This window comes from Micromonospora sp. KC723, assembly GCF_004348595.1.
In the GTDB taxonomy this organism is placed as follows: Bacteria; Actinomycetota; Actinomycetes; order Mycobacteriales; family Micromonosporaceae; genus Micromonospora.
In genome coordinates, this window is record NZ_SMKD01000068.1 from 16,017 (window position 1) to 29,565 (window position 13,549).

Below are 13,549 nucleotides of genomic sequence, written 5' to 3' on the forward strand. Positions count from 1 at the left end.
CGTCAACGAGTAGACCTTGGTGATGGAGGCGAGCCGATGAGGAAAGCTCCGCTCACGCTGGGACAGCTCCGGGTCGCCGTCGCCGAGGGCGAAATCGACACCGTGGTGCTCGCCCTGGTCGACATGCAGGGCCGGTTGCAGGGCAAGCGGTTCCACGCCCCGTACTTCCTCGACCAGGTGGTCGCGCACGGCAGCGAGGGCTGTAACTACCTGCTCGCCGTGGACGTCGACATGAACACCGTCGACGGGTACGCGATGTCGAGCTGGGAACGCGGCTACGGCGACTTCGCGATGCGCCCCGACCTGGCCACCCTGCGCCGGGTGCCCTGGCAGCCGGGGACGGCGCTGCTCCTGGCCGACCTGGAGTGGCTGGACGGCTCCGGGCCGGTGGTGGCCTCGCCCCGGCAGATCCTGCGCCGGCAGCTCGACCGGCTGGCCGCCCACGGGCTGACCGCGTACGCCGGCACGGAGCTGGAGTTCGTCCTCTACCGCGACTCGTACGAGGACGCCTGGCGGCGCGGCTACCGTGACCTCACCCCGGCCAACCAGTACAACGTGGACTACTCCCTGCTGGGCACCGCGCGGGTGGAGCCGCTGCTGCGCCGCATCCGCACCGAGATGGCCGGCGCCGGGCTCACCCCCGAGAGCGCCAAGGGCGAGTGCAACCTCGGCCAGCACGAGATCGCGTTCCGCTACGACGAGGCGGTGGCCTGCGCCGATCACCACGTCATCTACAAGAACGGGGCGAAGGAGATCGCCGCCCAGGAGGGCATGTCGATCACCTTCATGGCCAAACCGAACGAGCGGGAGGGCAACTCCTGCCACATCCACTTCTCGCTGCGGGACGCCTCCGGCGGCTCGGCGATGCTGGGCGACGGCCCCGCCCACCTGAGCGTCACGGGGCAGCGGGTGCTGGCCGGAATGCTCGCCACCATGCGCGAGCTGAGTCTCCTCTTCGCCCCGAACATCAACTCCTACAAGCGTTACCAGCCCGGCTCGTTCGCGCCGACGGCGCTGCGCTGGGGCGTCGACAACCGCACCTGCGCGCTGCGGGTGGTCGGGCACGGGCAGGGCATGCGGGTGGAGAACCGGGTGCCCGGCGCGGACGTCAACCCGTACCTGGCGATCGCCGCGCTGGTGGCCGCGGCGGCGCACGGCGTCGAGCACGAGCTGGAGCTGGGCGAGGAGTGCACCGGCAACGCCTACGACGACGCGGCGGCGCAGCGGGTGCCGGGCACGCTGCGCGACGCGCTCTCCCTCTGGGAGAACTCGGCGCTCGCCCGGGACGCCTTCGGCGACGAGGTGGTCGCGCACTACGCCAACCAGGCCCGCGTCGAGCTCGCCGCCTTCGACGCCGCCGTGACCGACTGGGAGCTGCGCCGTGGCTTCGAACGTCTCTGAGGTGATCAACCCGGCGACCGGGCAGCGGTTGGCGGAGGTGCCGGCGACGACCCCGGACGAGGTCGACGCGGCGATCGGGCGGGCTGCGACCGCGTACGAGTCGTGGCGGGCGGTGGCGCCGGGGGACCGGGCACGGCTGCTGCGGCGCTTCGCGACCGTGGTGGACGCCCACGTCGAGGAACTGGCCCGGCTGGAGGTGCGCAACGCCGGGCACACCGTCGGCAACGCCCGCTGGGAGGCGGGCAACGTCCGTGACGTGCTCGACTACTACGCGGGCGCGCCGGAGCGGCTGACCGGCCGGCAGATCCCGGTGCCCGGCGGGCTGGACGTCACGTTCCACGAGCCGCTCGGTGTGGTCGGGGTGATCGTGCCGTGGAACTTCCCGATGCCGATCGCCGGCTGGGGGCTCGCACCGGCGCTCGCCGCCGGCAACACCGTGGTCCTGAAACCCGCCGAGCTGACCCCGCTGACCGCGCTGCGCCTGGCCGAGCTGGCGCGCGAGGCGGGCCTGCCCGAGGGCGTGTTCACCGTGCTGCCGGGCCGGGGTGACGTGGTGGGGGAGCGGTTCGTCACCCACCCCGCCGTGCGCAAGGTCTGCTTCACCGGTTCCACGCAGGTCGGCACCCGGATCATGGCCGGGTGCGCCGCCCAGGTGAAGCGGGTCACCCTGGAGCTGGGCGGCAAGTCCGCCAACCTGGTCTTCGCCGACGCCGACCTGGAGAAGGCGGCGGCCTCCGCGCCGTACGCGGTCTTCGACAACGCCGGCCAGGACTGCTGCGCCCGCTCCCGGATCCTGGTCCAGCGGCCGGCGTACGACCGCTTCCTGGAACTGCTCGAACCGGCCGTGCGCGGCTTGCGGGTGGGCGACCCGGCCGCGGAGACCACCGAGATGGGTCCGCTCATCTCCGCGGCGCACCGTGACCGGGTCGCCGGGTACGTCGACGGCGCGACAGTGGCCTTCACCGGCGCCCGCCCCGACGGCCCGGGGTTCTGGTACGCCCCGACGGTGCTGCTCGCCGGGTCGCCGGCCGACCGGCACTGGCGGGAGGAGATCTTCGGGCCGGTGGTGTCGGTGCTGCCGTTCGACGACGAGGCCGACGCGGTCCGGTTGGCCAACGACACCGAGTACGGCCTCTCCGGCTCGATCTGGACCCGGGACGTGGGCCGGGCGCTGCGGGTGGCCCGGGCGGTGGAGTCGGGCAACCTCAGCGTCAACTCGCACTCCTCGGTGCGCTACTGGACGCCGTTCGGCGGGATGAAGCGCTCCGGGTTCGGCCGGGAGCTGGGCCCGGACGCCCTGCACGCCTTCACCGACGTGAAGAACGTCTTCATCAGCACAGAGGAGTGAACACGATGCGGGGTCGACTGGCGGACCGGGTCGCGGTGGTGACCGGGGCGGGCAGCGGGATCGGGCTGGCCACGGTGCGGCGGTTCGCCGCCGAGGGGGCGCGGGTGGTCTGCGTCGACGTCGACGCCGAGGCCGGCGGGCGGGCCGCCGACGAGGTCGCCGGCGAGTTCGTCGCCTGCGACGTGGCGGACGAGACCGCCGTCCGGGAGCTCTTCGACGGGGTGGCCGAACGACACGGCCGGATCGACGTGGCCTTCAACAACGCCGGCATCTCCCCGCCGGAGGACGACTCGATCCTGGAGACCGGCCTCGACGCCTGGGAACGGGTGCTGCGGGTCAACACCACCAGCGTCTACCTCTGCTGCAGGTACGTCATTCCGCACATGCGCCGGCAGGGCAAGGGCTCGATCATCAACACCGCCTCGTTCGTGGCGTTGATGGGGGCGGCGACGTCGCAGATCGCGTACACGGCGAGCAAGGGCGGGGTGCTGGCGATGACCCGGGAACTGGGTGTGCAGTTCGCCCGGGAGGGCATCCGGGTCAACGCGCTGTGTCCCGGCCCGGTGGCCACCCCGCTGCTGCGGGAGCTGTTCGCGGCGGATCCGGAGCGGGCCGCCCGCCGGCTGGTGCACGTGCCGATGGGCCGGTTCGGCGACCCGGCGGAGATCGCCGCCGCGGTGGCCTTCCTGGCCAGTGACGACGCGTCGTTCATGACGGCCGCGCAGTTCGTCGTCGACGGGGGCATCACCGGCGCGTACGTGACGCCGCTGTGAGGCGTCCGCCGACCGGCCGTCCCGCCTGGCGAGCCACCTGCGGGACACCCGGTGACGGCCGGACGAGATCCGGGTGACCGGCCGTCGATCTCCGGGCCTGCGTTACCGGCCGGTCGGGGTAGCAGGCATCGCGCGGCCGGAGTGACGCCGAAGCGTGTCAGCCCCGGTGCAGCCAGGACTGCTCGCCCAGGCCGGAGATCTCCAGGACCCGAAGCACCTGGCGGGACGGGAGCACGGTGAGCCGTTCCGGGAGACGGTCGGCGAGCCGGACGACCGTGTGGATGGCGGCCGAGTCGAAGAACGTCACCCGGCGCAGGTCGAGGGTGACCAGCTCGGCCGGCTCCCGGAGGGCGGTCTGCCACATCGTGTCGGCGGTGGCCATGTCGACCTCACCGGTCACCACCACGCGCAGGTGGGCACCGTCGAGCTCCGCGCTCGCGGAGAAGATCGGAGATACGCCCCCGTGATCCACGCCAGCCACAATGGCACAGCCCCGTTGCCACGGCAACAACCCGGCGGACGGGTGCGTGGCGGGGGTCACCCGACCCGCGGCGATAGGCTGTTGTCATGACCGCCCGTGCGCCGCTGACCCCCGGCACGCTCTCCCCGTGGCGAGCGGTGCCCGCCCACATCGCCCGACCGGAGTACGTGGGGAAGACGCGTCCCCAACAGTGGCGCGGCTCGCACGTGCAGACCCCGGAGACCATCGAGAAGATGCGGATCGCCGGCCGGCTCGCCGCCCAGGCGACGCAGCTCGCCGGTGAACACTGCAAGCCGGGGGTGACCACCGACGAGATCGACCGGGTGGTGCACGAGTTCCTGGTCGACCACGGCGCGTACCCGTCGACGCTGGGCTACAAGGGCTTCCCGAAGTCCTGCTGCACCAGCCTCAACGAGGTGATCTGCCACGGCATCCCGGACTCCACCGTCCTCCAGGACGGCGACATCATCAACGTCGACGTCACCGCGTACATCGGTGGCGTGCACGGGGACACCGACGCCACCTTCTGCGTGGGCGAGGTGAGCGAGGAGGCCCGGCTGCTGGTCGAGCGGACCCACGAGGCGATGATGCGCGGCATCAAGGCCGTCGCCCCGGGTCGCCAGATCAACGTCATCGGCCGGGTCATCGAGTCGTACGCCAAGCGGTTCGGCTACGGCGTGGTCCGCGACTTCACCGGTCACGGCATCGGCGAGGCCTTCCACAGCGGCCTGTACGTGCCGCACTACGACAGCCCTCGGCCCACCGACCTGATGGAGCCGGGGATGACGTTCACCATCGAGCCGATGATCACCCTCGGCACCTACCAGTACGACATGTGGGACGACGGGTGGACGGTGGTCACCAAGGACCGGAGGTGGACGGCGCAGTTCGAACACACGATCCTGGTGACCGACGACGGCTACGAGATCCTGACCCTGCCGTGACCGCCGAGACTCCTGCCGCGCTGCGCGAGGCGCACCACGCCGACGTGTCCGGTGGCTGGCTGCGGCCGGCCGTGTTCGGCGCGATGGACGGCCTGGTCACCAACATCGCCCTGATCGCCGGTGTCGGCGGTGGCGGTGTCTCGCCGCGCAGCATCGTGCTCACCGGCACCGCGGGCCTGGTCGCCGGCGCCATCTCGATGGGGCTGGGCGAGTACACCAGCGTCCGCTCAGCCAACGAGCAGGTCGCCGCCGAGGTGGCCAAGGAACGCCGCGAGTTGGAACGGCACCCCGAGGCGGAGGCCCGGGAGCTGGCCGAGGCGTGGGTCGCCCGGGGCCTGCCCCGGGACCTGGCGATGCAGGTCGCCGACGCGGTTCGCCGCAACCCGGCGGAGGCGCTGCGGGTGCACGTCCGGGAGGAACTGGGGGTGGACCCGGACGAGCAGCCCAGCCCGTGGGCGGCGGCGATCTCGTCGTTCCTCTGCTTCTCGGTCGGGGCCCTGGTGCCGCTGGCGACCTACCTGCTCGGCTTCACCAGCCTCTGGTTGGCGCTCGCCGTAGGCGGGGTGGGGCTCTTCGCGGCCGGGGCGGTCGTCGCTCGCTTCACCAACCGCCCCTGGTGGGCCGGAGGCCTGCGCCAGTTCGTGCTCGGCGCGGCGGCGGCCGGCGCCACCTACGCCATCGGCACCCTGATCGGCGTCCAGGGCGGGGTCGGCTGAGCCTGGCCCCCTCAGCCGGTGAGCAGCCAGGCCACGGTGGCCGCCGCGAGCCTGGCCTCGCCGAGCATCGGCAGCGCCTGGTCGGTCCGTACCACTTGGCGAGCCGGGCGGGAGGGTCGCGGCCTCAGTCCAGCCGTCGTTCCACCGCCAACCGCGAGCGGGTGAACAGGCCCGCACCGGCCATGGCCACCACCGGCACCACCACCATCACGCCCAGGGTCAGCCAGGGCACCGCCAGCGGGTACGGCGTCTGCGCCGGCCACGCCTCGGCGAGCTGCCGGTTGACCGAGGTCAGGATGATCGTCGCGGAGCATAGGCCGGCCACGATGCCCAGCACCGTGCCGAGCCCGGCGATCACCCCGGCCTGGCAGATCGCGAGTACCCGGCGGACCCCGGGACTGGCGCCGACGGCGGCCAGGGTGGACAGGTCCCGCCGCCCCTCGGCGGCGGCGAGCCCGGTGGCCACCCCGGCCGCTCCCAGGGTGATCATCCCGGCGGCCACCGCCAGCAGCACCAGCAGCGGTCGCTGGTCCCGCTCCGGCGCCTCCGCCTCCACCAGTGCGATCAGCGACGCCAGCGGACGCAGCTCGGCGACGAGCCGCCGCCGCTGGGCCTCGGTCGGTGCGGTGTCGGTCGCCACGGCGTACCCCTCGGGGACGACGGCCAGGCCGAGCCGGCCGGCGGCGGCGGTCGACAGCACCAGCAGGTCCACCGGCAGACCGCCGCGCAGGACGTACCCGGCTACCGCCATCGTGGTCGACGCCGGCGCCTCGGAACCGGCGGTGACCCGGTTCGTCGCCACCGTCACCCGGCCGTCGCGCAGGTAGCGTGGGTCGGTCACCACCACGCCGCCGGCCCGCAGCACGGCGGTCGCCCGGGCCACCTCGTCGGTGGGCGCGTCGGTGAGGGCGGGCAGGGCGGCCCCGTCGTCCACGGCGACCGGCAGTTGGTAGCTGGAGGGAGTTCGTGTCGGCGGCCGGCAGCGGGGGTCGGCCAGCGCCTGCCGGCGTGTCTCGGCCGACCGGAACGCCTCCACCCGGAACGGGCAGAGCTGGCCGGGCGGCAGCACCGCGGTGACCACGCACTCCTCGTCGTCGCGCGTCGGCGGGGCGCAGCCGGGCCGGTTGATCACGGCGACCGAGTCGGCGGCCAGCACGTGGCGGACCCGCTCGGTCACCGCCGGCAGCGGTGGCGGCGCGTCCTGCCCGGACAACAACAGCAGTACGTGGCCGGGTGGCACGCCGGGCTGGTAGTCCGCCCTGGTGCGGGCCTCGTCGCTGGCCACCCAGACGCCGACGGCGACGCTGCCGGCGACCGCCGCCATGATGGCGGAGACCGCCGGGGCGGTGGAGGACCGGTTCCGGCTGGCGTCGCGCAGCGCGATCCGTGGGGCCAACGGCAGCGCCGGGCCGACGCGGGCCAGGTAGCTGACCAGGGTGGGGATGGTGAGGACCAGACCCAGCTCGCCCAGCACGATGCCGGTCAGGACCACGAAGACGCTGCTGTGCTGTGCGCCGAGCGCGGCCGTCCCGGTGCCCAGGGCGGTCAGCGCCAGACCGAGGGCCGGCCAGCGTCGTCGCTGCGGCGGCACGGTACGCCGACCGGCCAGCCCCGCCACGACGTCCTGCCGGGCCGCCGTCCAGGCCGGCACCAGGGCGGCCAGCACCCCGGCCAGCACGGCGACCGCCACGATCGCGGCCAACGCCGCGGGGAAGACACGGTACCCGCCGGCGCGGTGGTGCAGGACGTGCTCCTCCAGCAGGGGCCGGGCCGTGAACGCGGCGGCGACGCCGAGCAGCAGACCGGCCGCCGCGCCGGCGAAGCCGAGCACCACCCCGTCGGCGAGCACGATCCGGCGCAGGTGGACCTCGTCGCCACCGGCCACCGCGACCAGCGCGAGGTCGCGTCGCCGCCGCCGTACGCCCACCGCGAAGGCCGGCCCCACCAGCAGCACGACCTCCAGCAGACCGAGCCCGCCCACCAGCACCGCGCTCCCGGCCTCCTCGGTGGCGGCCGCCGACACCGGCAGCAGGCCGTCCGTGCCGGGTTCCGCGGTGCCCGGCGCCGGCCCGCGTACCGTCACCGTGACGCCGTGCGCGTTGAGCCGGCGGACCAGCGTCGCGTCCACCGGGCCCGGCAGGTCCGCCAGCCAGCGCTGCTCGCCGGGGCCGTTCGTCGGGACCGTACCCGGGTGCAGCGCGACCACCTCGTTCAGGTCGTCGGGGAACTCGACCACGCCGACGACGGTGTACCGGCGGGAACCGTCGGCGAGGACGACGCTGCCGTCGAGCGGAACCCCGAGGCTGCGCAACGCCGGCGCGGTGACGGCGATCTCGGTCGGGGTGGCCGGCACCCGCCCGGCGCGCAGCCGGACCACCGACCGGGCGAGCGGATCGGTGAGGTCCAGCATCCGCGCCGAGTACGACTCCAGGTGGTCGCCGACCCGCGCCTCGAACGGGACCCACCCGTGGACCGGGGTGACCCGGCTGCCGGGCGGGAGCAGGGCGGTGAGTTCCTCGGCCCGCACCGGTTGGGTGCGTTCCTGCCCCGCGTCGACGGGGTACGCCAGATCGCCCCAGGGGTCCTGGACGACCGGGTTCTCGACGGCCCAGTGCAGTTCGGCGTCGGCGTCGCCGATCCGCTGGTCGACGCGTTCGGCGTGGCTCAGCTCGGACATGTCGTAGCTGACCGCGGCGAAGGTCAACGCCAGCACCGGCAGGGCGATCATCCCCAGCACCAGCGCGGTGCGGCGGCGGGCCCGACGCGCCTCCCGCCGGGCGATCCGCAGCGCGGCCCGCCAGGAGCCGACCGTCTCGGCGATCCGGCCGCGTGGCCGGGGTGGGGCCGCCGGGCCGCCGTGCGCCGGGCCGAAACGCGCCGGAGCGTCCGGCCCCGCGTCGACGCCGTCCGCCCCGGGCCCGCGTGCCGTCGGCCCCTCCGGCCGGGCCTGCCTCACCGGCCGCTGCCGGCGAGGAGCTGCTCGACGCTCGCCAGTGGCGCGGTCGCGTCGACCATCACCCCGTCCCGGAGGAAGACCACCCGGTCGGCCCAGCCGGCGTGCCGCGCCTCGTGGGTGACCAGCACCCCGGCCGCGCCCGCGTCGACCCGGCGGCGCAGCAGGTGCAGCACCGCCTCCCCGGTCTGCGAGTCCAGGGCCCCGGTCGGCTCGTCGGCCAGCACCAGCCGGCGTTCGCCGACCAGCGCGCGGGCGATCGCCACCCGTTGCTGCTGGCCGCCGGACATCTGGTCGGGGAAGCGCCCGCCCAGCCCGGTCAGGCCGACCTCCGCCAGCGCGGCCAGGGCCGCCCGGCGGGCCGCCCGGACGCCCACCCCGTCGAGTTCCAGGGGGAGCGCCACGTTCTCGGCGGCGGTGAGGCTGCCCAGCAGGTTGAGATCCTGGAAGACGTAGCCGATCCGGCGCCGACGCAGCCGGGCCAACCCCCGGCGGTCGAGCGCGCCCAGCGACTCCCCCTCGACCAGCACGTCGCCGGCGGTGGGGCTGTCGAGCCCACCGGCGAGGGTGAGCAGGGTCGACTTGCCGGAGCCGGAGGGGCCCATCACGGCGACCAGCTCGCCGGGCGCGACGCTGAGACTCACCCCGCGCAGCGCGTGCACCGCGGCCTCGCCGCTGCCGTGGGTACGGTGCACGTCCCGCAGGTCGAGCACGGGTCGGCCCGCCACTGTCACCGGTGGACCTCCTCGTCGGTGTGCTCCGGCGCGCCGGAGCGGGCGGGGGGGCCGGCCCGCGGGGCGGGACGGTAGCGGACCAGGCTCGTCTCGCAGTGGTCCAGCCAGCGGATCTCCGCCTCGGCCTGGAACACCATCGCGTCCAGCACCAGCCGCCACGGCAGATCCTCCGGCTTGTCGCTGGCGTACTTCAGCCGGGTCAACTCCTGCAGGGTGCGCATGGTGGCGCTGCGTTGGGTCTGCACCACGGCCCGCACGTTGACGCCGGGCGTGGTCATCGCCAGGGCCAGTTTGATCGACAGCTCGTCGCGGGGGCGGTCGGCGCGGCTGATCGGGGTGGCGAACCAGAGCGCCAGGTCCGCCCGCCCGGCATCGGTGATCTCGTACGGCCGCTGCCCGCCCTCGTGTTCGGGCAGCGGGCGGACGAGTCCGTCGCGTTCGAGCCGGTTGAGGGTGGTGTACACCTGCCCGATGTTCAGCGGCCAGGTCGAGCCGGTCGACTCCTCGAACGCGGCACGCAACTGGTAGCCGTACATCTGGCCGCGCTCGAGCAGGGCGAGCAGGCCGTGGCGGATGGACATGGCAACGGAGTATGCATACCCCGTATGCGGACCGCAACCGGAACGGCCCGGCAGCGCTCAGCCGGGCCGGCCGGGGAAGGCCACGGTGACCGGGGTGACCCGGGCCGCCCGCCGCCAGCGGGTGGCCCACACCGCACAGTCGGTCAACGCGTTCAACGCCCGGGTCCGGTCGGCGCCGCTGGTGACCGGCAGCACCGCGCGCCAGAAGGCGGCCGTCCGCTCCTCGATCTCGACGGCCAGCCGCAGCGCCTCGGCCCGGTCGGTCACCGGGAACGGCAGAGCGTACCCGGCCCGGTCCGCGGGGACCTGCCCGCCGCCCGCGCTGAGCTGGAGGACCAGCGCGTCCCGGCGGGCGCGGTGCGCGGCCTCGGCCGACCGGGCCCCGCGCCGGTCTGCGCCGGTGAGCCGTACCCCGATCGGGCCGTAGGCGTAGATCGCCGCGTACTCGGCGGTCAGCGCGTCGGCGAGCGCCTGCCGGGCGTCGGCGGGTGCCTGCCGCCGGCTCACGTCAGCGCCTCCACGTGCGTGGCCCGGGCGGCGGCGACCGACCCGAGCAGCGCGGCCCGTTCCCCGGGTGCCTCCGCGCACGCCTTCGCGGCGGACTGCCGGCCCCGCTGTTCGGCCTCGCGCAGCGCGGCGAGCAGCGCCGCGCGGCCGCCCGGCGTCGGCGTCGCGCCGCCCGTGGCCGCCCCGGAGGGCGCCGGACGCCCGATCAGCCGGTGGATCTCGTCGGCGTGCGCGGCGTGTGCCTCGGCGATCGGGGTGAGCCGGTCGGCCAGCCCCGGATCGGCGGCGATCGCCGCACGGTGCCGTGCGGCGAGCTCGCGGGACTCGCCGGCGAGGGGCTCCAGCGGGTCGGGCGGAGGTGGGGGCTCGTCGCCGTCGAAAAGATCACAGCCGGTCAGCGGCCCGGTCGAGCCGCCCGCCGCCAGGAGCGCGCCCGCACGCAGCACGGTCCGCCGGGTTCGTCCCGATTCACCGCTGTTCGCGGTCCTTCTGCCCGTCGCCACCGGACAAGTCAACACCATCGACGCTGTCCGGTGGGCGACCGGCGTCGGTGCGCCGCGCGGTCCGCCGCCCCGGCGGCGCGTTACGCTCTGCGCAGCCACCGGGCGCGACTGCCCCGGTGGCGTCCGGCGTGGCAGCCGCGGGGCCGCTGCCGCCTCAGCAGAAGGGTGCGCCAGATGACACAGCGTGGTCGTGCCACCAGGCCGACGGGGCCGGCGGGACGATCCCGTCGTACCGACGGCTCCCGGGGCTCGGATCGCGCGGGCGCGCCCCGGGGGGACCTCGCCGCACGGCGGGCCCGGTTGCGCGAGGTGATCGAACCCGTGGTCACCCGGGAGGGGTACGACCTGGAGGACCTCTCGGTCTCCCGGGCCGGCCGGCGGCACGTCGTGCGGGTGATCGTGGACGCCGACGGCGGGATCAACCTGGACGCCGTCGCGGACGTCTCCCGTGCGGTGTCGGCGGCGCTCGACGCCGCCGAGGAGGCCGGCGGCGACATCGTCGCGGGGGAGTACCAGCTCGAGGTCAGCTCACCGGGCGTGGACCGGCCGCTCACCCTGCCCCGGCACTGGCGGCGCAACGTCGGCCGGCTGGTCAGGGTGACCGTGCGGGGCGCGGCGGCGCTGCCGGAGCAGCGCGACGGCCAGCCGGCCGGGGACCGCCAGCTGACCGGCCGGGTCGCGGCGGCCGACGACGAGCGCGTGGTGCTGGAGACCGACTCCGGCCACAGTGAACACCCGTACGCCGAACTCGGCCCCGGCCGGGTGCAGGTCGAGTTCAACCGCCTCGACGAGATCGACGAGGCGGACGAGTTCGACGGCGCCGGCGAGCCCGGCGAGGATATCGACGACATCGACGACGAAGATGATGTGGAGGACGAGGAGAGGTGAACATCGACCTCGCGGCGCTGCGCGCACTCGAGCGCGAGCGGGAGATCCCGTTCGACACGATCCTCGCGGCGATCGAGACCGCGCTGCTGACCGCCTACCGGCACACCGAGGGCGCCGAGCCGCACGCCCGGGTGGAGATCGACCGGAAGACCGGCGCCGCCACGGTGTACGCCCAGGAGCTGGACGCCGACGGCACGGTGGTGCGGGAGTGGGACGACACCCCGCACGACTTCGGCCGGATCGCCGCGATGACCGCCAAGCAGGTCATCCTGCAGCGGTTGCGGGAGGCCACCGACGAGGTGCACTTCGGCGAGTACGTCGGCCGCGACGGTGACCTGGTCACCGGTGTGGTGCAGGCGCACGAGGCCCGCAAGGAGAAGGGCATCGTCAGCGTCGACCTGGGCAAGCTGGAGGGGGTGCTGCCGCAGTCGGAGCAGGTCCCCGGCGAGCGGTACGAGCACGGCGAGCGGATCCGCTGCGTCGTGGTGCACGTGACCAAGGGGATGCGCGGTCCGCAGATCACCCTTTCCCGTACCCACCCGGGGCTGGTCAAGAAGCTCTTCGCGCTGGAGGTGCCGGAGATCGCCGACGGTACGGTGGAGATCAGCGCGATCGCCCGTGAGGCGGGTCACCGGACGAAGATCGCGGTGCGGTCCACCGTCCAGGGCGTGAACGCCAAGGGCGCCTGTATCGGCCCGATGGGGCAGCGGGTGCGCGCGGTGATGAGCGAGCTGCACGGTGAGAAGATCGACATCATCGACTGGTCGGACGACCCGGCGACCTTCGTCGGCAACGCGTTGTCGCCGGCCAAGGCGCTGCGGGTCGAGGTGGTCGATCTGGCCACCCGGACGGCGCGGGTGACCGTCCCGGATTTCCAGCTCTCGCTCGCGATCGGCCGCGAGGGGCAGAACGCCCGGCTCGCGGCCCGACTGACCGGTTGGCGGATCGACATCCGGTCCGACGCGGAGCAGTCGGGCGCCGGCGGTCGGGGCGCTGCTGATCACGTCCCGGAGCCGGGCGGCGCGATCTCGACGAGCTAGGGGTAGACTTCCTCCAGTGGTACGACGCGCGCAGCCGGAGCGCACCTGTGTGGGTTGCCGGCGACGTGCGCCGGCCAGCGAATTGCTGCGGATCGTCGCGGTCGGCGACGGGGATGATCTCAGTCTCCGGCCCGACCCGGCTCGCAGGCTGCCGGGTCGGGGAGCGAACATGCACCCGGATCCGGCCTGCTTCGCGCAGGCGTTGCGGCGTCGCGCCTTCGGGCGTGCGTTGCGCTTCACCGGGGTCCCTGACCACGGTGCCGTCGCGGAGTACATCGATGCGCCAACCACTACGTCCGGTCAACCCGATCGGGCGAGGGTCGCTAGCAGGGTAGGACGACCGACATGAGCACACGATGAAGTCCCTGAAATGACCAGGCTTCAAGTGCAGGAGTGAGGTCGCTGCGGGTGCTGCCCGCACGACCTCGGAGTGAGGAGTGCAGTGGCAGGTAAGGCCCGCGTACACGAGCTGGCAAAAGAGCTCGGGGTCGAAAGCAAGACCGTTCTCGCCAAACTCAAGGAGATGGGCGAGTTCGTGAAGTCCGCGTCCAGCACCGTCGAGGCGCCCGTCGCCCGACGGCTGCGTGGCGCATTCGTCGCGTCCGCCGGCAACTCGGCGCCGTCCGCCCCACCGGCGGCCGCCCCGAGCCCGGCAACGACCCCGACGCCGTCCCCGGCCC

At 74.2% G+C, this 13,549-nt stretch carries 15 protein-coding genes; 9 read left to right on the forward strand and 6 right to left on the reverse strand.

Annotated elements, in window-relative coordinates; all coding sequences use genetic code 11:
* Positions 1 to 36 precede the first annotated feature (36 nt).
* The 3 genes from E1165_RS16605 to E1165_RS16615 are packed head-to-tail and all read left to right on the forward strand — an operon-like array spanning position 37 to position 3,522.
* On the forward strand, positions 37 to 1,401 hold the full coding sequence (locus E1165_RS16605; RefSeq protein WP_132392455.1) for a glutamine synthetase family protein: 1,365 nt from the start codon (positions 37 to 39) through the stop codon (positions 1,399 to 1,401).
* A complete protein-coding gene (locus E1165_RS16610; RefSeq protein ID WP_132392457.1) occupies positions 1,382 to 2,749 on the forward strand; it encodes an aldehyde dehydrogenase in 1,368 nt (455 codons plus the stop codon). The genes E1165_RS16605 and E1165_RS16610 overlap by 20 nt, the downstream gene beginning before the upstream one ends.
* Positions 2,750 to 2,754: 5 nt before the next feature.
* On the forward strand, positions 2,755 to 3,522 hold the full coding sequence (locus tag E1165_RS16615) for a 3-oxoacyl-ACP reductase (protein WP_132392459.1): 768 nt from the start codon (positions 2,755 to 2,757) through the stop codon (positions 3,520 to 3,522).
* 157 nt (positions 3,523 to 3,679) lie between these two features.
* Here E1165_RS16615 and E1165_RS16620 read toward each other — a convergent pair whose 3' ends face one another.
* On the reverse strand, positions 3,680 to 3,994 hold the full coding sequence (locus tag E1165_RS16620; RefSeq protein ID WP_207916918.1) for an STAS domain-containing protein: 315 nt from the start codon (positions 3,992 to 3,994) through the stop codon (positions 3,680 to 3,682).
* 95 nt (positions 3,995 to 4,089) lie between these two features.
* Here E1165_RS16620 and map point away from each other — a divergent pair, with 95 nt between their 5' ends.
* Both map and E1165_RS16630 read left to right on the forward strand, forming a co-directional pair.
* Positions 4,090 to 4,947 (forward strand): type I methionyl aminopeptidase, encoded by an 858-nt coding sequence (map, locus tag E1165_RS16625; protein ID WP_132392461.1) that lies wholly within the window; start codon positions 4,090 to 4,092, stop codon positions 4,945 to 4,947.
* On the forward strand, positions 4,944 to 5,663 hold the full coding sequence (locus E1165_RS16630) for a VIT1/CCC1 transporter family protein (RefSeq protein ID WP_132392463.1): 720 nt from the start codon (positions 4,944 to 4,946) through the stop codon (positions 5,661 to 5,663). The genes map and E1165_RS16630 overlap by 4 nt, the downstream gene beginning before the upstream one ends.
* A 124-nt stretch (positions 5,664 to 5,787) precedes the next feature.
* Here the strand turns inward: E1165_RS16630 and E1165_RS16635 are convergent, their stop codons facing one another.
* The 5 genes from E1165_RS16635 to E1165_RS16655 are packed head-to-tail and all read right to left on the reverse strand — an operon-like array spanning position 5,788 to position 10,884.
* Positions 5,788 to 8,619, reverse strand: coding sequence for an FtsX-like permease family protein (locus tag E1165_RS16635; protein ID WP_243704817.1), 2,832 nt, complete (start codon positions 8,617 to 8,619; stop codon positions 5,788 to 5,790).
* Positions 8,616 to 9,350, reverse strand: coding sequence for an ABC transporter ATP-binding protein (locus tag E1165_RS16640; RefSeq protein WP_243704818.1), 735 nt, complete (start codon positions 9,348 to 9,350; stop codon positions 8,616 to 8,618). Before E1165_RS16640 ends, E1165_RS16635 begins: the two co-directional genes overlap by 4 nt.
* On the reverse strand, positions 9,347 to 9,931 hold the full coding sequence (locus E1165_RS16645; RefSeq protein ID WP_132392465.1) for a PadR family transcriptional regulator: 585 nt from the start codon (positions 9,929 to 9,931) through the stop codon (positions 9,347 to 9,349). Before E1165_RS16645 ends, E1165_RS16640 begins: the two co-directional genes overlap by 4 nt.
* Before the next feature lie 57 nt (positions 9,932 to 9,988).
* Positions 9,989 to 10,438, reverse strand: coding sequence for a ferritin-like domain-containing protein (locus E1165_RS16650; protein ID WP_132392467.1), 450 nt, complete (start codon positions 10,436 to 10,438; stop codon positions 9,989 to 9,991).
* A complete protein-coding gene (locus tag E1165_RS16655; protein ID WP_207916919.1) occupies positions 10,435 to 10,884 on the reverse strand; it encodes a hypothetical protein in 450 nt (149 codons plus the stop codon). The genes E1165_RS16650 and E1165_RS16655 overlap by 4 nt, the downstream gene beginning before the upstream one ends.
* Before the next feature lie 231 nt (positions 10,885 to 11,115).
* On the opposite strand from E1165_RS16655, the gene rimP reads away from it, so the two are divergent.
* The 4 genes from rimP to E1165_RS16675 all read left to right on the forward strand — a co-directional run.
* A complete protein-coding gene (gene rimP / locus E1165_RS16660; RefSeq protein ID WP_132392469.1) occupies positions 11,116 to 11,829 on the forward strand; it encodes a ribosome maturation factor RimP in 714 nt (237 codons plus the stop codon).
* Positions 11,826 to 12,869: a transcription termination factor NusA gene (nusA, locus tag E1165_RS16665; RefSeq protein ID WP_132392471.1), complete on the forward strand. Its 1,044-nt coding sequence runs from the start codon at positions 11,826 to 11,828 to the stop codon at positions 12,867 to 12,869. Before rimP ends, nusA begins: the two co-directional genes overlap by 4 nt.
* 16 nt (positions 12,870 to 12,885) lie before the next feature.
* The gene (locus E1165_RS16670) at positions 12,886 to 13,218 is read left to right on the forward strand and encodes a YlxR family protein (RefSeq protein ID WP_132392473.1); all 333 of its coding nucleotides are present in this window, start codon (positions 12,886 to 12,888) and stop codon (positions 13,216 to 13,218) included.
* A gap of 93 nt (positions 13,219 to 13,311) precedes the next feature.
* On the forward strand, positions 13,312 to 13,549 hold a 238-nt coding region (locus E1165_RS16675), incomplete at its 3' end, for a translation initiation factor IF-2 N-terminal domain-containing protein (RefSeq protein WP_132392475.1).